Origin of the sequence: Promicromonospora sp. NPDC057488 (assembly GCF_042802395.1) — a bacterium.
Taxonomy (GTDB): Bacteria; Actinomycetota; Actinomycetes; order Actinomycetales; family Cellulomonadaceae; genus Promicromonospora.
On record NZ_JBHVEG010000052.1, the window covers coordinates 20,465 to 36,793 of the forward strand.

Annotated in this window: 17 protein-coding genes; 7 read left to right on the forward strand and 10 right to left on the reverse strand. The window is 73.5% G+C overall.

Features of this window, described 5'->3' with window-relative positions; genetic code table 11:
- Positions 1 to 44: 44 nt before the first annotated feature.
- The 3 genes from ACFU5G_RS13065 to ACFU5G_RS13075 all read right to left on the reverse strand — a co-directional run bounded on the left by ACFU5G_RS13065 (position 45) and on the right by ACFU5G_RS13075 (position 2,997).
- Positions 45 to 1,076, reverse strand: coding sequence for a tyrosine-type recombinase/integrase (locus ACFU5G_RS13065; RefSeq protein ID WP_377244813.1), 1,032 nt, complete (start codon positions 1,074 to 1,076; stop codon positions 45 to 47).
- Positions 1,077 to 1,204: 128 nt separating this feature from the next.
- Complete coding sequence (locus ACFU5G_RS13070; RefSeq protein WP_377244816.1) at positions 1,205 to 2,062, reverse strand: ABC transporter permease; 858 nt, start codon at positions 2,060 to 2,062, stop codon at positions 1,205 to 1,207.
- Positions 2,059 to 2,997, reverse strand: a complete 939-nt coding sequence (locus ACFU5G_RS13075) for an ABC transporter ATP-binding protein (RefSeq protein ID WP_377244819.1) — start codon at positions 2,995 to 2,997, stop codon at positions 2,059 to 2,061. Before ACFU5G_RS13075 ends, ACFU5G_RS13070 begins: the two co-directional genes overlap by 4 nt.
- Positions 2,998 to 3,163: 166 nt before the next feature.
- On the opposite strand from ACFU5G_RS13075, the gene ACFU5G_RS13080 reads away from it, so the two are divergent.
- Positions 3,164 to 4,078, forward strand: coding sequence for a TIGR03621 family F420-dependent LLM class oxidoreductase (locus ACFU5G_RS13080; protein ID WP_377244822.1), 915 nt, complete (start codon positions 3,164 to 3,166; stop codon positions 4,076 to 4,078).
- Here the strand turns inward: ACFU5G_RS13080 and ACFU5G_RS13085 are convergent.
- Entirely contained in the window at positions 4,044 to 4,673 is a 630-nt protein-coding gene (locus ACFU5G_RS13085) for a TetR/AcrR family transcriptional regulator (protein ID WP_377244825.1), read from the reverse strand. The two genes, ACFU5G_RS13080 and ACFU5G_RS13085, sit on opposite strands and share 35 nt — an antisense overlap.
- Positions 4,674 to 4,728: 55 nt before the next feature.
- On the opposite strand from ACFU5G_RS13085, the gene ACFU5G_RS13090 reads away from it, so the two are divergent.
- Together ACFU5G_RS13090 and ACFU5G_RS13095 are read left to right on the forward strand one after the other, a co-directional pair.
- Entirely contained in the window at positions 4,729 to 5,826 is a 1,098-nt protein-coding gene (locus tag ACFU5G_RS13090) for an FAD-dependent oxidoreductase (protein WP_377244828.1), read from the forward strand.
- A 72-nt stretch (positions 5,827 to 5,898) separates the two neighbouring features.
- Positions 5,899 to 6,945: an alcohol dehydrogenase catalytic domain-containing protein gene (locus ACFU5G_RS13095; RefSeq protein ID WP_377244831.1), complete on the forward strand. Its 1,047-nt coding sequence runs from the start codon at positions 5,899 to 5,901 to the stop codon at positions 6,943 to 6,945.
- A 31-nt stretch (positions 6,946 to 6,976) separates the two neighbouring features.
- Here ACFU5G_RS13095 and ACFU5G_RS13100 read toward each other — a convergent pair whose 3' ends face one another.
- A complete protein-coding gene (locus tag ACFU5G_RS13100) occupies positions 6,977 to 7,648 on the reverse strand; it encodes a TOPRIM nucleotidyl transferase/hydrolase domain-containing protein (protein ID WP_377244833.1) in 672 nt (223 codons plus the stop codon).
- Between the two features lie 989 nt (positions 7,649 to 8,637).
- Here ACFU5G_RS13100 and ACFU5G_RS13105 point away from each other — a divergent pair.
- A complete protein-coding gene (locus ACFU5G_RS13105; protein WP_377244836.1) occupies positions 8,638 to 9,636 on the forward strand; it encodes an NAD(P)-dependent oxidoreductase in 999 nt (332 codons plus the stop codon).
- Here the strand turns inward: ACFU5G_RS13105 and ACFU5G_RS13110 are convergent.
- From ACFU5G_RS13110 to ACFU5G_RS13120, 3 genes are all read right to left on the reverse strand, one after another.
- Positions 9,630 to 10,004 (reverse strand): nuclear transport factor 2 family protein, encoded by a 375-nt coding sequence (locus ACFU5G_RS13110; protein WP_377244839.1) that lies wholly within the window; start codon positions 10,002 to 10,004, stop codon positions 9,630 to 9,632. The genes ACFU5G_RS13105 and ACFU5G_RS13110 overlap by 7 nt on opposite strands.
- Before the next feature lie 13 nt (positions 10,005 to 10,017).
- Positions 10,018 to 10,401, reverse strand: a complete 384-nt coding sequence (locus ACFU5G_RS13115; RefSeq protein ID WP_377244842.1) for an MmcQ/YjbR family DNA-binding protein — start codon at positions 10,399 to 10,401, stop codon at positions 10,018 to 10,020.
- Between the two features lie 61 nt (positions 10,402 to 10,462).
- Entirely contained in the window at positions 10,463 to 11,134 is a 672-nt protein-coding gene (locus tag ACFU5G_RS13120; RefSeq protein WP_377244845.1) for a DNA-binding response regulator, read from the reverse strand.
- A gap of 96 nt (positions 11,135 to 11,230) precedes the next feature.
- Between ACFU5G_RS13120 and ACFU5G_RS13125 the strand changes: the two genes are divergently transcribed.
- Entirely contained in the window at positions 11,231 to 12,184 is a 954-nt protein-coding gene (locus tag ACFU5G_RS13125; protein ID WP_377244847.1) for an oxidoreductase, read from the forward strand.
- A 10-nt stretch (positions 12,185 to 12,194) separates the two neighbouring features.
- Positions 12,195 to 13,052 (forward strand): NmrA family NAD(P)-binding protein, encoded by an 858-nt coding sequence (locus ACFU5G_RS13130; protein WP_377244850.1) that lies wholly within the window; start codon positions 12,195 to 12,197, stop codon positions 13,050 to 13,052.
- A gap of 24 nt (positions 13,053 to 13,076) precedes the next feature.
- On the opposite strand, the gene ACFU5G_RS13135 is transcribed toward ACFU5G_RS13130, so the two are convergent.
- On the reverse strand, positions 13,077 to 14,159 hold the full coding sequence (locus tag ACFU5G_RS13135; RefSeq protein ID WP_377244853.1) for a fatty acid desaturase family protein: 1,083 nt from the start codon (positions 14,157 to 14,159) through the stop codon (positions 13,077 to 13,079).
- A 62-nt stretch (positions 14,160 to 14,221) separates the two neighbouring features.
- Entirely contained in the window at positions 14,222 to 15,520 is a 1,299-nt protein-coding gene (locus ACFU5G_RS13140) for a sensor histidine kinase (RefSeq protein ID WP_377244856.1), read from the reverse strand.
- A 91-nt stretch (positions 15,521 to 15,611) separates the two neighbouring features.
- Between ACFU5G_RS13140 and ACFU5G_RS13145 the strand changes: the two genes are divergently transcribed.
- A complete protein-coding gene (locus tag ACFU5G_RS13145) occupies positions 15,612 to 16,298 on the forward strand; it encodes a response regulator (protein ID WP_377244859.1) in 687 nt (228 codons plus the stop codon).
- Positions 16,299 to 16,329: the final 31 nt, after the last annotated feature.

Here is a 16,329-nt window from a genome sequence, read left to right on the forward strand (position 1 = left end):
GCCGGTGGGGGCGCACTCGGAACGTGTGCCCTTCGCAGCCCTGGTCACTCGATGGCGGCCCCCAGCGGGTGGGACCGGATGGCGGCGGCCAGCTCGCCCTCGATGCGGTCGAGGTAGACGCCGGTGGTGGCGATCGAGGCGTGGCCGAGCAGTTCGGCGACGACCTTGACGTCCCACCCGTCCGCCACCAGCAGGGTCGCCGTGGTGTGCCGCAGTGCGTGCGGGGTGGCCTCGCGCTGGTAGGGCGCCGGCATGCGGCGCACGGCGCGGGCCAGCAGGGCGCGGATCGCCTGGGTGTCGATGCGGCGGCCGCGCCAGGACAGCAGGAGGGCGCGCTGGGCGTCGTCGTCCTGGGGGCGCTTGGCGGCCAGGGCGGGGCGCAGGCGCGTCAGGTAGTCGTCCAGGGCGCGGGCCAGGGGAGCCGAGAGGGTCACGGTGCGGGTGTTGCCGCCCTTGCCGCGGATGCGCCAGGTGGTGTGCTCGGGCTCGCGGGCGACGTCGTCCACGTCGGTGCGGGCCAGCTCCGACACCCGCGGGCCCAGGACCAGCAGGAGCGCGACGACGAGCCGGTCGCGCAGCGCGAGGTCCTGGTCGGTGCGGGCCGGCGTGTCGGGCGGGGCGGTGGTCAGCAGGCTGCGGGCCGCGCCCGCCGACAGGGCGGTCCGGGCGGTGCGCAGGGTGCCGCGCACCTTGGCGGGCGGCGCGGCCCACTGCATGGGGTCGGCCTGCACCCAGCACTCCCGGGCCGCGTACGCGAAGAACCGGGTCACCGACTGCCGGAACCGGTTGACCGTCGCCGTGCTGCGCCCGGGACCCGCCTTGCGGTCGGGGTCGGTGTACCGGGCGTCCGGCGCGGACTGGTACCGCACCAGCACGGTGTCGACGTCGGACCCCGTCACGTCGTCCAGGATGCGCTCGCGGCCCGTCAGGCGCCCGAACTCCGTCACGTCACGCGTGTAGCTGCGCGCCGTGGCGGGGGACAGGACACCGCGGATCGTCTCGACCTCGACCGCCGCCAGGTAACGGCGTGCGGCTTCGTCGACGGTGATGCGCTCGAGGCGCGGAGGAGCGACCATGTCCGCCACCCTAAGCGCGACCACTGACACTCCCGATTTGCCGGAATGTGCCGCTGACCTGCGACGGGACCAGTGCTTTTCGCGGGGTGACGGCGGGGGCGGCAGCGGGGTGGCGGTCGGGCCCGCGCTCAGGCCAGGTCGCGGCGCCGCAGCACGACCACGACCACCGCGCACAGCCCCACCACGTAGGCCGCGACGGTCGCCACCGCCCGGTCGCCCGGCAGCACGTCCAGCACACCGGGGGTGCCCGTCCCGGGACCCGTCAGCGCACCCACCAGCGACCCGGCCGCCGTCCCCGGCAGGAAGCGCGTCACCTGCTCGACGGCGTCCAGCAGGGACCCGACACCGCGCAGCAGGTTCTCCACCACCAGCGCCCACACGAGACCCAGCCCGACCGCGAGCGCCGGCCCGCGTGCCAGGATCCCGACGGCGTACCCGAGCAGCGCCCACATCTCGAGGACCAGCAGGCCGCCGCCGACCGCCTGGGCCGTGGCGCTCGCGGTGGGCCAGACGATCGCCTGGTCCTCGGCCAGGGCGATCCCGGCCGACACGACGGTGAACAGGACCAGGGTGGCCCCGACCATGAGGGCCACGAAGACGCTCAGGGCGGTCAGCGACCCACCGACGACGGCGCCGCGCGAGGGTCCCTGGGTGAACGCGGTCTTCCAGGTGCCCCAGCCGAAGCCGTTGCCCGCGACCAGGGCGCCGAGGACCATGGCCAGGGCGCCGCCGAACATGGGCATGCCCTGGACCAGGACGTCGGGCACGGCCTGCGGCAGGAGACCCGCCAGGAGGGCGTCGCGGGCCGCTTCGCCGGTACCGGGGTCGCTCGCGAAGCTCTCGGTGCCGGTGGCCCAGGACACGTAGTCGAAGACGTACCCGAAGGTCAGGGCCAGGGCGGCCCAGGCGCCCACGGTGATCCACACCGCGGGCCACCTGCGCAGCCGCAGCAGCTCGGCGCGGGTGGCGTGCAGGACGGCGCTCATGAGACGTGCTCCTTGTCTGTGGTCATCTCGAAGAAGACCTCCTCGAGGGTGCGCTCGCTGGGGGCCACCTCGTGCACGTCCGCCCCGGCGGCGACCAGCGCCCGCGTCAGGTCGGGCGCGGCGCTCGCGGGCAGGTCGACGCCGAGCGCGCCGTCGGGCAGGTGGCGGACGCCGTCCGGGCCGGCCAGGCGGGTGGCGACCGTGAGCGCGGCGTCGGGCGGGGTGGCGCGCACGCGGACGGTGACGCCGCCGCGCAGGTCGGCGACACGGGCCTCGCGCAGCAGGCGGCCGTGGTCGATGATGCCGACGCGGTCGCAGATCTGCTGCACCTCCGCCAGCAGGTGGCTGGAGAGCACCACGGTGCGTCCGTCGCGGGCCAGGGAGACGACGAGGTCGCGCATGTCGGCCATGCCCGCGGGGTCCAGGCCGTTGGTGGGTTCGTCGAGGATGACCAGCTCGGGGTCGCCGAGCAGGGCAGCGGCCACGCCGAGACGCTGCTTCATGCCCAGGGAGTAGCCCCGGTAGGCGTCGTCGCCGCGCCCGGTCAGGTCAACGAGGTCCAGGACCCGCTCCACCTCGCGGCGCGGCAGGTGCTGGTAGCGGGCCAGGGTGCGCAGGTTGTCGCGGCCCGACAGGTACGGGTAGAAGCCGGGACCCTCCACCAGCGCCCCCACCCGCGCCGTCACCTCGGGCCGGCCCGCCGGCCGGCCGAGCACCGTGGCCCGCCCGGCCGACGGCCGCACCAGGCCCAGCACCATGCGCAGCGTGGTGGTCTTGCCTGCGCCGTTGTGGCCCAGGAACCCGTACACCTCGCCGCGGCGCACGCCCATGCTCACCCGGTCCACGGCGACCCGGTCGCCGTAGCGCTTGGTCAGGCCGTCGGTGCGCAGCACGAGGTCGCTCTCGGTCTCTCCGGTGTCGCGTGTCGTGTCCATGACCTCACCCTCGCCCCGCGGTCCCGTGCCCGACGTCCGCCCAGGAGCGACACCGCACTACGCAGGTTTGCGTACATGACGCTTCGCGCACCGGCGAATGTGCTTGTGCCCACCGGGTGCGCACAGTTGCCTGGACCGAGAGGTACGCCCAGGACGGAGAGAACCCATGACCACCAGCACGCCGTTCCGCTTCGGCGTCGTCGCCACTCCCGCACGCACCCGCACCGCCTGGCTCGACCACGCACGGCACGTGGAACGCCTCGGCTTCGACACCCTCGTCGCACCCGACAGCATCGCCCACGGCCTGTCCGTGCTGCCCATGCTCGCCGCGGCCGCCACCGCCACCACCCGCCTGCACCTGGGCACCTACGTGCTCGCCAACGACTTCCGCCACCCCGTGCTGGTCGCCAAGGACGCCGTGGCCCTCGGTGTGCTGTCCGACGGCCGCTTCGAGCTCGGCATCGGCGCCGGGCACCCCGGCACCGGCCCCGACAACGCCATGCTCGGACGTACGTTCGACCGGCCCAGGGTGCGCGTGTCCCGCCTGGCCAAGTCCGTCCGCATCATCCGCCGCCTGCTCGACGGCGAGACCGTCACCACCACCGGGGAGCACTACACCACCACCGACGCCTCCGTCGTCCCACGCGGCACCGAAATGCCCCACGTACCGATCCTGATCGGCGCCGGGGGACCACGCATGATCACCCTCGCCGCACAGAACGCCGACACCGTCGCCCTCGGCATCCCGCTCGACGCCGACGAAGCCACCGCCGCCGCCCTCGTCAAGGTGCTGCGCGACGCCGCAGACGGCCGTCCCACGCACGCCGGCCGTCCCACGCACGCCGAGCTCAACGTCAACCTCATGGCCGTCGGCGACGCCGTACCCCGCTACCTCGCCGACCGCATCGACCCGGCGGCGCTCGCGGCCTCGGGGGCGGTGTCCGTGGTCACCGGGTCGCCGCAGCAGATGGCCGACCAGCTCCGGGAGCGCCGCGAGCGCCTAGGCGTCTCCTACTTCGTGGTGTCCGAGGAGCTGATGGACGCGTTCACCCCGGTGCTGCGGATCCTGTCGGGGGAGTGAGGGGCGCCGGAACGAGAGCACCCAGGAGGGTGCGCAGTCCGGCCGCGACGTCGTCGGAGGCGGGCGGGGCGTCGGGGAAGGCGAGCCGCTGCACGACGGCGCCGTCCAGGTGGGCCATCAGCAGGGCCGTGTGCGCCGCCGGGTCGGGGGAGCCGGCCGCTGTCAGCCACTGGTGGCCGACAGCGGCGACGCGGGCCGCGCCCCGGCCCATCTCCGCCTGGAGGTCCCGGTCGCGGGCGGCCTCCATGAACAGGCTGTAGCGCGCGACGGTGAGGGTGCGCAGCTCCCCGGTGAGGGTGGCGACCATGCTCGCCAGGGTGTCGGCGAGCGCGTCGGGCGTGGTGGGCACGGGGGCGGTGCCGGCAAGGCGGGTCCAGCCGTCGACCTCGGTGTCGATCATCCGCACGACCATGGCGCGCAGCAGCGCCTCACGGGTGCGGAACAGGTTGGACGTGGAGCCGGTGGGCAGCCCGGCGGCGGCGTCCACGGCGCGGTGCGTCAGGGCGCGCATGCCGTCGGTGCCGACCACGTGGATCGCGGCGTCGAGCAGGGTGTCCGAACGGGAGGGTGCTGGCGGTCGAGCAGAGAGAGACACACGCTCACACTACGGCTGTAGTCAACCGCACTACATCTGTAGTAGCGTCGCGGGCATGCCACGAGCCGCCATCATCGGCGCCGGGATCGCCGGCACCGCCACCGCCATCGGCCTCACCCGCGCCGGCTGGCACGTCACCCTTCACGAACGCGCCACCCACCCCGAGACCAGCGGCGCAGCCCACGGCATGTGGCCCACCGCGATCACCGCCCTCGACCAGCTCGGCGTGGGGGACGCCGCCCGCGCCATCGCCACCCCGCAACGGGCAGGTGCCGTCCGCCGCCCCGACGGCACCCTCCTCGCCAGGCTGGACGCCGAACGCATCACCCGGCATCCCGGCGACCACGTACGACTCATCGCCCGCCGCGACCTCGCCCACCTCCTCGGCACCGCACTACCCGCGGAGACCATCCGCTACGGCAGCGCCCTCCAGGGATCAGCCGACGACCTCGCCCGCGGCCGGATCGACCTGGAACCCGGCGGCACGGCGCTCGCGGACGTCGTCGTCGTGGCCGACGGCGTGTTCAGCGCGCACCGCACCGCCCTGCTGGGTCAGCGCTACGGGGCCCGGTACACGGGCCAGAGCGCGCTGCGCGGGCGCGTCGCCGTCGTGACCCACGAGGTGAGCGAGACCTGGGGGCCCGGACGGCGGTTCGGCGTCACGCCCTATCTGGACGGCACCACCAACTGGTACGCGTCCCTCGACGCGCCGCGCGGCCAGCGCGCCGCCGGGGGAGAGGTGGCCCTGCTGCGCGAGCTGTTCGCCGGGTGGCACGACCCGATCGGGCGGGTCCTGGACGCCCTGACCGAGGACGGCGTCATGCACCACGACCTGTACGACGTCCACCCGCACCTGCCCACCTACGTGGCCGGACGCGCGGTCCTGGTGGGCGACGCCGCGCACGGCATGACCCCCGACCTCGGCCGCGGCGCGTGCGAGGCGCTGGTGGACGCCGTCACGCTGACCCGGTGCCTGACCGACGTCGGTGGCCACCCCCGGACGGGCGACGTCGACGGCGCGCTCGCGCGGTACGACCGCCTGCGCCGTCGTCCTACGCAGCGCCTGCAGAGCCTGGCCCGCGGCCTGGGCAGGATGGCGCACGCGCGCCGCTTTGCCGGGGCCCGCGACCTGCTGCTGCGCGTGGCACGCTGACCGGGGCGCGGGCAGGTGGTGCGGGCTGGCCGCACGGCGCAGGCCGTCGGTGGCGCGTGGTTGAATCCGCTGGTGCGAGCGATCCTCTTCGACGAGTTCCAGGGCCCCGTCTCCGTGCGCGACGTGCCCGACGTGACGGCCCCCGACGGCGGCGTCGTCGTGCGCGTGCACGCCACCGGGCTGTGCCTGAGCGACTGGCACGCGTGGGCCGGGCACGACACCGACATCCCCGCGCTGCCGCACGTGCCCGGCCACGAGCTCGCGGGCACCGTCGCCCAGGTCGGCGCGGGCGTGTCGAGGTGGCGGGAGGGCGATCGGGTCACCGTGCCGTTCGTGAGCGGCTGCGGCACCTGCGAGTGGTGCCGCAGCGGGCAGGCGCAGGTCTGCCCCGACCAGACCCAGCCGGGCTTCACGCACTGGGGCTCGTACGCCGAGCTCGTGGTCCTGAACGCGGCCGACGCCAACCTCGTCGCCATCCCCGAGAGCGTGTCGTACGAGGCCGCGGCGAGCCTGGGCTGCCGCTTCGCCACCGCCTACCGGGCCGTGGCCGGCCGGGCGCAGGTCCGGGCCGGGGAGTGGGTGGTCGTCGTCGGCGCCGGCGGCGTGGGGCTCAGCGCCGTCATGATCGCCGTCGCCCGCGGGGCGCGTGTGATCGCCGTCGACCGGTCAGAGGGTGCCCTGGAGGCCGCCCGCCGCGCCGGCGCCGAGCGCACCGTGCTGGCCGACGGCCTGGACGTGCCCGCCGTGGTGCACCAGCTGACCGACGGCGGCGCGCACGTCGCGGTGGACGCCGTGGGCAGCGAGCAGACGTGCGCCGACGCCCTGCTGAGCCTGCGCCGCCGCGGCAGGCACGTCCAGGTGGGCCTGTTCGCGCCCGTCGACGGCGGTCCGCGCGTGCCGATGGGCCGCGTGATCGCCTGGGAGCTCGACGTGCTCGGCAGCCACGGCATGGCCGCGGTCGACTACCCCGAGATGCTTGACCTCGTGGCCTCCGGGGCGCTGCGCCCGGAGGACCTGCTCGACCGCGTCGTCGGCATGGCGGAGGCCGCCCGGCTGGTGCCGACGATGGACACCGCGCCGCGCGCGGGGATGGTGGTGCTGGACCCGGCACGGGAGTGAGCGTCGGGCGGCGGTGGTCAGGCCGTTGTGGTCAGGTGGCCCAGCGCAGCAGCTCGCCCAGGGGCTCGGGCACCCGGTCCAGGGGGACGACCTCGGCCAGGCGCCGCCCGTAGTACTCCTTGCGGCCGCCCTTGCTGCCGAAGAACCGGTGCAGCTGCTGGGCCGTGGTGCGGTCGCGCTGCGCAGGCTGGCCCTGCAGGCGTTCGAGGCTGCGCAGCTCGCCCTCGGCCGTGATCAGCTCGATCACCCCGTCGACGCCGAGCGCGCGGATCAGCTCGTCCTCGAGGTCCCGGTCGCAGCGGAAGAAGCCGTGCGCCGACAGGGGAGTGGTCGCAGCCTCGGGGCGGAGCCCGACCCGGTCCAGGCCCTTGATCACGAAGCGCTCCTCGGCGACGTCGTACAGGCCGCCGATCCGCAGGGTCGATGCTGTGCGTGTGGTGGGCGCGGTCGTGGCGAGCCGGTCAGCGCGCTCCGGCCTGGCGGCGTCGGCATCGGCAAGCGGGAGGCCGGCGGGGGAGTCCAGCAGGGCGACCAGGTGGTGACCGATGTTGGTGATGCCGCCCATCGCGACGACCTGCACACCGAGGTCGGCGAGGGGGAGTCCCTGTCGCGCGGCGAGGGCCTCGACGGCCGCGCGGTCGCTCTCGCCCTCGACGAGCACGGCGGTGCTGGTGGAGGCGGCGAGTATCCCGGCGAGGTTCATCGTCTCGGAGCGTATGCCCGCGGTGCGGAGCGGCGCCGCAGAAAATCCGGACTGCTACCGTGGTGATCTTGTTTGATGTCGAAAGACAGTTGTGTTGCGCTATACACACTGCTTTAGGTTCTTGGGTGCCGAGGGTCGGTAGGGGTGGGGCGCCTGGACGCGCCACGGGTCGACGGCTCAGGCGTGGTCGCGCGGGTGTCGACGGCCCACGGCTCAAGGATCCAGGGCTCCAGGGATCCGTCAGGATCCAGCACCGGTCGACCAGGTCTGTCCGGCCAGGTCTGTCCGGCCAGGTCGCGCCATGACGTCGGTTGCCTGGGCGTCGGTTGCCTGATCGTCGTCGTCCGATCACCTTTGAGGCCTAAGTTTCTCGTCTTTGGGCCTCGTCAAAGGCGAGAAACTTAGGCCTCAAAGGTGAAGGGTCGGGCGCAGGTAGCCCGCTGAGCGCGCTCAGGGCCGATCCTGGGCCGCCGACCGCGTTTCTGATCGCGAGCTTGACGTGCGACCTCGCTCTGCAACGTCCTCAGCGGCACCCTGGGGGCGTGGTTCCCGGCCGTTCTCCACGCCGTAATGACATAATGTGCATTATCGGAGCTACGCGAGAAGCGCGGGATCTCAGCATTCGCACCGGCCCGTAGACCGAATCGGCGCTATGTCGGGCTGGCATCGCGCGTCAGGACCCGATCGACTCCAGCCCTACGCACGACGCCCGCTCGGTGACACCGACGGCCGCAAGTCCCCGCCGTGCTTCCCGTCCGTGGAACTCCTCACGCAGCACCTGCATGTCGTCGTGCACGAACCGTCTCGATGGCTCGACTGGCTTCCGCGACCACCTGCGCACCTGAGGCCCGCGATCCAGGATCACCGTCAGGCCCCACGCTCGCTGACATAACGAAGCTCCGACCGGTCCACCGCACCCGGCACCCAGCACCCTTCCCGACACAGAGACAGGCACCATCCCGACGCCGCCCGCAGGGCACAATCGCCGCATGACATCTGAACTCGATGCCAGGGAACGCGCTGCCCGAGCAACCGACGTGCTGCCTGTGGCCGACGCTCTGCGGCGTCGCCCCACGGTCCGCGTCGGTGACGACGTCGACCCCGGCTGGCGTGAAGCGCTCGGCGCCTGGGCGAGGTCCCACGGGCTGGAGGTCACCGAGCAGGACGCGACGCTCGTGATCACGAGTGATCCCGCGCGGGCAGGAGGCGCCGCCTGGGTCCACTCCCCCAACGCCGGGGTCGAGCGGCTGGCGTCCACCTTGTCGGAAAGCGCTCTCCTGACCCGCACGACGGGCACCATGCCGCCGCGGATCGCCGAGTACGTGCTGACCTGGGTGCTCGCGGAGCGCTGGCACGTCGCGTGGTACCTCAACCGGTCGGCGACCGCGACGTGGGATCGCTCGGAGCCGCCGCTGCCACCCCGCCGTCAGGAGGCGGTCGTGATCGGCACCGGGGCGATGGGTTCGGCGATCGCCCGGACTCTGGGAGCGCTCGGGTACCGCGTCGTCGGCCTGAGCAGGACCGGCCGGCACGACGACGCGTTCGACGTCGTCCTGCCGCTCGACGAGGCAGTCAGCACGCAGTCCGGCAGCCCGTCCGCGACGACGTTCGACGGAGCCCGGGCCGACGTCCTGGTGCTCGCGCTCCCCCACACCCCGCAGACCGACGGCCTGGTCAAGCCCGCGTTGCTACGGGCCTTCGACGGGGTGCACCTGGTCAACATCGGCCGCGGCTCGGCCGTGCGCACCACGACGCTGGTGGACGCGCTCGACGCCGGCAGCGTGCGGCACGCGACCCTGGACGTCGTCGAGCAGGAGCCGCTCCCGGCGTCGTCGCCCCTGTGGCGGAGGCCGGACGTCACGGTCACACCGCACGTATCGGGGCTCACCCTGGCGTCCGACGTCGTGGGCGCGCTCGACGCGGCGCTCACCGAGATCCGCGCCGGGGTCCGGCCGTCCTCGGCCGTGGTGCGGGACCGCGGCTACTGAGCGTGCCTGCCCGGCGCGAACGGCCACTCCTCGAAGGCGCTGCACAGCCCGTGGTCGTCGAGCTCCAGGATCCACAGGTCGCGCCAGCGGTCCCCCGTCTCGAGGTACTCGACGTTGACCCGGACCACCGCCGTCGGCCCGTCCACGGCGATGATCTGGGCGGTCAGCGTGAACTCCTCGTCCGGGCCGTCACGCTCGGCGTCCCAGAACTCCGCGAGCGCCGCGAGCCCGACGACGGGTGGTGCCCAGGGTGAGGTCTTGTAGGTGGCGTCGGCGGTGAAGATCTGGGCGAGGTCGTCGGTGCCTGCGGTGCGCCAGAGTCGTTCGTAGTCGCGGACCCAGGTCTCGACCTGTGTGCGGTGCGTCATTCCTCGAGGTTAGTCACGGGGCGTCGGGCACGCCTGGGCGGTCGATCCGGTCGGCGAGGTGCTGGGGTGCCTGGATGCAGTAGGAGTCGGTGAGGAGCTCGGCGAGCTCGTCCCAGTCGGTGTGCTGGTCCAGGACGAGGCCGACGACGTTGCTCCCCCAGTCGGCCTTGAAGTACTGGGGGCCGAGGTGCTGGAAGGCGTGGACCTCGTCGGGGTCGGCGCGGAAGGTGACGCGGACCAGGCCGTCCTCGCCGCCGAAGACGTGTGCGACGGTGCTGTCGCGGGTCTTCCAGGCGACGCCGGTCCAGGCGTCGTGCTCCCTGCACTCGGGCAGGCGGTCGAGGATCGCGGCGATCCGCTGGACGACGTCGACGGGTACGGGTGCGCGTTCGGTCACGTGGGGAGTCTCGCACCAGCCACTGACACTGCTCCCCTGGTCCGACGGGGTCGGGACCCGGTCAGACCAGGCCGAGCTCCCGTGCCCGGACGCCGGCCTGGAACCGGGACTCGGCGCCGAGGGCGGCCATCAGCTCGGCGACGCGCCGCCGGTAGGTGCGCACGCCCAGCCCCAGGGTGCGGGCGGCGGTCTCGTCCTTGACGCCCTGGCTGAGCAGGTCCAGGACCTGGGGTGCGAGCTGGCGGATCTCGGCGATCTGCGTGTCGTAGACGGCGAGGTCGGTGGCGGACCGGAAGGCGGCCTCGAACAGGGAGGTGACGCCCTGCACGGTCTCGGGCTGGGTGATCACGCTGTAGCTGCGCTGCCCGGCGTGGAGGTCGCCGGCGAGGATCACCAGGCGGCGGTCGAGGATGATCGTCTCGTTGATCTCGTCGGTGGTGATGCGGATCTGGGCGCCGTGCAGGTCACGGTCGCGGGCCAGGCCCTGTGCGGCGACGGGGTCCAGCAGCAGGGCGGACCGGTAGACCTTGCGGATCCGGACGTCGCCGGGCCGGCGGTGGCGGATGGCGTCGGCGAGCTCGCCGGACGCCTGCGCGCGGGCCCAGGTCGCCAGGTCGTTGGCGGCGCAGGCGACGTCGGTGGCGGACGCCAGCAGGTGCGCCGTGCGCTCCATCAGCTCGCGCTCGCCGTGCACGATCGTGACCATCTCGCCCGTCCGCATGGCATCGATCATGCCCCGTCCGCCGGGCCGGGCACCAGGTGGGCGCCGACCGCGGCAACAACCTGCCAACGGGCCGGGATTTCGTGGGCCCGGGGTCAGGGTGGCCGTATGACAACCGATACGACGTCCACCACTACCTGGCAGCTCGGCGACCGCACGGTCAACCGGGTCGGCCTCGGCGCGATGCGGCTGATGGGTATGCCCTGGGACCCGGCGCCCCGCAGCCGTGACTCAGCGCTCGCGGTGCTGCGCCGCGCCGTCGAGCTCGGCGTGAACCACATCGACACCGCCGCGTTCTACTTCACGCCCACCCGGTCGGCCAACGAGCTGATCAGCACCGCCCTGCAGCCCTACGGGGACGACCTGGTGATCACCACGAAGGTGGGGCCCGCGCGGTCGCGGGACGGGCAGATGGAGCCGATGGCGCGCCCCGACCAGCTCCGCGCGCAGGTCGAGGAGAACCTGCGCCAGCTCGGCCGGGACCACCTCGACGTCGTCAACCTGCGCTGGGGTACCCGCATGGCGGGCGAGGGCCGGGCGGCCGACTCGGTCGCCGAGCACTTCGGTGCCCTCGCCGAGCTGCGGGACGCCGGCCTGGTCCGGCACCTCGGCGTGTCGAACGTGCTGGCCGAGCAGCTCACGGAGGCGCTGGCGATCGCCCCCGTGGTGTGCGTGCAGAACCAGTACGGCCTGACCAGCCGGGACGACGACGCTCTGGTCGCCCTGTGCGGCGAGCGCGGCATCGCGTTCGTGCCGTTCTTCGCGGTGGGTGCGGCCGTGCCCGGGGCGTCACCCGCCGCAGGCGCCGACGACACCGGGCAGGCGGAGGTCGCCGCGATCGCGGCGGCGCACGGCGCCACCCCGGCGCAGGTGCGCCTGGCCTGGACCCTGCACCGGGGTCCGCACGTCCTGGCGATCCCCGGCACGGGCAGCGTGGCGCACCTGGAGGAGAACGTCGCCGCGAGCGCCCTGCAGCTGAGCGGCGAGGAGCTGGCGGTGCTGGACGGCGTCGGCGGTCGCGGCGTCGCCGGGGACAGCGGGAACGGCGGGTCCCGCCGGTAGCCTGACCGGCGTGAAGATCGCGGTCACCGGTTCGACCGGCACGGTAGGTGGTCAGGTCGTGGGTCTCTTGGCCGCGAGCGCCGGGCACGAGGTCGTGGCGCTGGCCCGGCGTCCGGAGGAGGTGGCGACCGGTCCGGGTGTGCGGGGCTCGGTGTCCTCGGTGTATGCGGACTACGACGACCTGGCCTCGTTGCGGGCGGCGCTGGTGGGGGTGGACACCCTGGTGTTCGTCTCGGGTGACGGTGAGGCGGCGCGGATGCTGGTGCAGCACGGGAACGTGGTGCGGGCGGCCGCGGACTCGGGCGTGGGGCACGTGGTGTACCTGAGCGGGGTGGACGCGGACCTGGCGTCGCCGTTCTGCTACGCGTTCACCAACGGGTACACGGAGGGTCTGCTGGCGGCGAGCGGGTGCGGGTTCTCGTTCGCGCGGGCGTCGCTGTTCACGGAGTTCTTCGCGGCGTTCCTGCGGCCGGCGCTGGTCTCGGGCGAGCTGCGGGTGCCGGCCGGGCAGGGCCGGGTGTCGCTGGTCTCGCGGGCCGACGTGGGGCGGGGCCTGGCCGCGCTGGCGCTGCTGCCGCCGAGCGGGCGGCACCATGACCTGACGGGGCCTCGGGCGCTGTCCCTGGAAGGGGTGGCCGAGGAGCTCACGCGGGTCGCGGGGCGGTTGGTGCGGTACACGGACGTGGAGCCGCGGGTGCTGGTCGAGGACCTGGCGCGGGCCGGTGAGGACCCCTGGTGGACGTATGCGTACGGCAGCATGTTCGCGTCCGTCCGCCAGGACCGGTGGAGCGTCGTCTCGAACGAGGTGCGGCGCCTGACGGGCCGGGTCCCGCTGGGTGTGGCGGACGTCGTCGGCCGCGTTGCCTGACGACGTCCGCCTCCCATGCCGGGGTCAGCGGTACTGCGCGACGATCGGGCAGTCCATGGGGTCGGCGTAGCCGAGGCCGACGCGGTTGAGGTAGCGCACGATGATGCCGTAGGACTCGACCAGGCCGGTCTCGGTGTACGGGATGCCGCGCTCGGCGCAGAACTCCTGCACGATGGGGCGGACCTGGCGCAGGTTGACGCTGGGCATCCGCGGGAAGACGTGGTGCTCGACCTGGTAGTTGAGGCCGCCCATGGCCCAGGCGACGAACCGGCCGCCCCGGATGTTGCGCGAGGTGAGCACCTGGCGGCGCAGGAAGTCGATGCTGTTGTCCTTGGGCAGCAGCGGCATGCCCTTGTGGTTGGGCGCGAAGGTGGCGCCCATGTAGACGCCGAAGGTGGCGAGCTGGACCAGCATGAACGCCAGGCCGAGCACCGGGCCGAGGGTGAGGAGGACGAGGGTCGGGAAGCCGATCAGGCGGATCGCCAGGAGCACGCTCTCCGTCGCGCGGTGCTTGATCGCCGGGGTGGTGGCCAGGGTCTGCACCGAGTTGGCGTGCAGCACGGGGCCGAACAGGGCCAGCATCGGGAAGAACAGCCAGCCCTGGCGGCGGGTGACCCAGCCGAGGAACCCGGTGCGCCCCGACTCCTCCCCCGGGACGAACACGAGCGCCCCCGTGGCGATGTCGCCGTCCTTGCCGATCACGTTGGGGTTGCCGTGGTGCTTGTTGTGCTTGCGGTTCCACCAGCCGATGCTCAGGCCCACGAAGAGGTTGCCCACGATGCGGGAGAACCACTCGTTGTTCCGGCCGTGGGCGAAGATCTGCTGGTGCCCGCCGTCGTGGGCGAGGAACGCGCCCTGGGTGAACACGACACCGAACAGCACCGCCACGGCGAGCTGCCACCAGGTCTGCCCGAGGGTCAGCAGCAGCACGAGCGCGAGCGCCAGGGCGGCGGCCAGGGCGATGGTGCGGCCGACGTACCAGCCGACGCGGCGTCCCATGAGGCCGGCGGCGTTGGCGCGTTCGACGAGCTCGAAGTAGTCGTTGGTCTGCGCGTTGCGGGCCGTGCGTCGTTGGCCGGCCGGGCGGGGCGGGGCTTCGGTCGTCATGGGCGTCAACCTAGGAACACGGCTTGTGGTGGCGCGTCCCCCGCAGGAGCCATTCTCACCCCCTACGCAGGTATCGGGTCGGGGTCCTCGACGGGCAGGATCGCGGTGAGCTGGAAGCCGCCGTCGAGCGTGGGGCCGGCGCTGACCGTGCCGCCGAGCGCCGTGACGCGCTCGCGGATGCCGGCCAGGCCCAGGCGGGCGCCGGGGGTGGGTTCGTCGTCGCGGTCGGGCGGGGTGTTGCTGACGGCCACGCGCAGCACGTGCCCGTCGTCGGTGACGGTCACGGTGATCGCGGACCCGGGGGCGTGCCGCAGGGCGTTGCTCAGGGCCTCCTGGACCACGCGGAACGCCGTCAGGCCCACGACCTCGGGCACGGGATCGCCCTCGGCGGTGCTCTCGGCGTCACCGGCACCATCGGCGTCACCGGCGCCCGCGTGCGCCTCCCGGTAGGTGATGGTGACGCCGGACGCGCGCGTGGACTCGATCAGCCCCGTGACGTCGGACAGGGTCGGCAGCGGCGCCGTGGGCGCGTCGTCGTGGCCGCGCAGGATGCCCAGCAGGCCGCGCATCTCCCCCAGGGCGCGCCGCGAGGAGGCGGCGATCTCCTCGAACTCGCGCTGCACCGCCTCGTCCAGCCCGGGCAGGCGGTAGCGCGCGGTGGAGGCCTGGACGGTGATGACCGACATGCTGTGCGCGACGACGTCGTGCAGCTCGCGGGCGATCCGGTTGCGCTCCTCGAGCTCGCGGCGGCGCCCCGTCTCCGTGGCGCTGAGCCGCTCGGCCTGCTCCATGCGCAGCACGCTCAGGCTCCACAGGCGCACCAGCACACCGAACAGGGCGAAGCCGCCGCTGAGGGAGACCAGCACGACGCCGTTGGCGAACGCGGCGGGGTGTCCTCCGTCACTCAGCGCGGCGGGCGCGAGCACGGTCAGCATCGCGCCGGCCAGCCAGAGGGACGAGGCCCAGTACCAGGAGTGGCGCAGCGCCAGCACGAACACCGTCAGGCAGTGCGCCAGCAGCACCGTGACGGGCCACGGCCAGGGCCACTCGGGGGCGGCCCCCGCGGTGACGACCGTCAGCGCGGCGGACCCCGCGATCGAGGCGCTCAGCCCGGCCCACGGCCAGCGCATCGCCAGGATCGCGGCGGCGCAGTTGACCAGCGTGAACGCCATCGCGGCAGCGGGGTGGGTGCCGTAGCCGGAGGCGGTGACCGGCCAGCCGACGGCGACCAGCGTGACCGCCGCGATCGAGACCAGCGACCACAGCCACACGACCTCGCGGCGCGCGATCGAGACCGCACTGACGTCCAGGCGGGTCAGGGAGCGCAGCCGTCGTCGCCGCGTCTGGGGTGGGTGATCCATCATGCGCAGGCTATGCCGTCGCCGCCGCCGCGCGCGTCCCTCCCACGAGCGACCCGCCGTCATACTTTCGTCTCTCCGTTAGGTTGTCCCCATGCCAGCACCTGCCGACGTCGCTCGCGACATCCGCGTGCTGATCGTCGACGACCAGTCGATGATCCGCGCCGGGTTCGAGGCCCTCCTGAACTCGCACGAGGGCATCACGGTGGTCGGCACCAGCGACGACGGCGCCGGCATCGCCGACGTCGTCCGCCGCGTGCAGCCCGACGTGGTGCTGATGGACATCCGGATGCCCAAGGTCAACGGGCTGGACGCCGCCCGCACCGTCATGGGCCTGCCCGGCACCCCGCCCAAGGTCATCATGCTGACCACCTTCGACGCCGACGAGTACGTCTTCTCCGCCCTGCGCGCCGGCGCCAGCGGGTTCCTGCTCAAGGACTCCCCGCCCGAGGAGCTCACCCACGCCGTCCGGACCGTCGCGGCCGGCGACGCGCTCCTGTCCCCGCGGATCACCCGGGCCCTCATCGCGGACTACGCCGCGCGCCCGGCCACGCCCGCCTCGGTGGCGGCCACCCTGGGCGGGCTGACCGACCGCGAGATGGACGTGATGAAGGCCGTCGCGGCCGGGCGGTCCAACGCCGAGATCGCCACCGAGCTGCACCTGGCCGAGCAGACCGTCAAGACGCACGTCTCGCGCATCCTGAACAAGCTCGCCCTGCGCGACCGCACGCAGATGGTGGTCTGCGCCTACGAGTCCGGCCTGGTGCGCCCCGGCCGCTGACGTGTCAGACGTACAGGTCCCTCCAGGGACC

What these genes read in the sequence shown, in the direction of transcription:
- ACFU5G_RS13145 (WP_377244859.1), top strand. Translation starts at nt 15,612, where the DNA reads ATGCCAGCACCTGCCGACGTCGCTCGCGACATCCGCGTGCTGATCGTC.
- ACFU5G_RS13080 (WP_377244822.1), top strand. Translation starts at nt 3,164, where the DNA reads ATGACCACCAGCACGCCGTTCCGCTTCGGCGTCGTCGCCACTCCCGCA.
- ACFU5G_RS13090 (WP_377244828.1), top strand. Translation starts at nt 4,729, where the DNA reads ATGCCACGAGCCGCCATCATCGGCGCCGGGATCGCCGGCACCGCCACC.
- ACFU5G_RS13105 (WP_377244836.1), top strand. Translation starts at nt 8,638, where the DNA reads ATGACATCTGAACTCGATGCCAGGGAACGCGCTGCCCGAGCAACCGAC.
- ACFU5G_RS13120 (WP_377244845.1), bottom strand. Translation starts at nt 11,134, where the DNA reads ATGATCGATGCCATGCGGACGGGCGAGATGGTCACGATCGTGCACGGC.
- ACFU5G_RS13110 (WP_377244839.1), bottom strand. Translation starts at nt 10,004, where the DNA reads ATGACGCACCGCACACAGGTCGAGACCTGGGTCCGCGACTACGAACGA.
- ACFU5G_RS13140 (WP_377244856.1), bottom strand. Translation starts at nt 15,520, where the DNA reads ATGGATCACCCACCCCAGACGCGGCGACGACGGCTGCGCTCCCTGACC.
- ACFU5G_RS13125 (WP_377244847.1), top strand. Translation starts at nt 11,231, where the DNA reads ATGACAACCGATACGACGTCCACCACTACCTGGCAGCTCGGCGACCGC.
- ACFU5G_RS13100 (WP_377244833.1), bottom strand. Translation starts at nt 7,648, where the DNA reads ATGAACCTCGCCGGGATACTCGCCGCCTCCACCAGCACCGCCGTGCTC.
- ACFU5G_RS13135 (WP_377244853.1), bottom strand. Translation starts at nt 14,159, where the DNA reads ATGACGACCGAAGCCCCGCCCCGCCCGGCCGGCCAACGACGCACGGCC.
- ACFU5G_RS13075 (WP_377244819.1), bottom strand. Translation starts at nt 2,997, where the DNA reads ATGGACACGACACGCGACACCGGAGAGACCGAGAGCGACCTCGTGCTG.
- ACFU5G_RS13065 (WP_377244813.1), bottom strand. Translation starts at nt 1,076, where the DNA reads ATGGTCGCTCCTCCGCGCCTCGAGCGCATCACCGTCGACGAAGCCGCA.
- ACFU5G_RS13070 (WP_377244816.1), bottom strand. Translation starts at nt 2,062, where the DNA reads ATGAGCGCCGTCCTGCACGCCACCCGCGCCGAGCTGCTGCGGCTGCGC.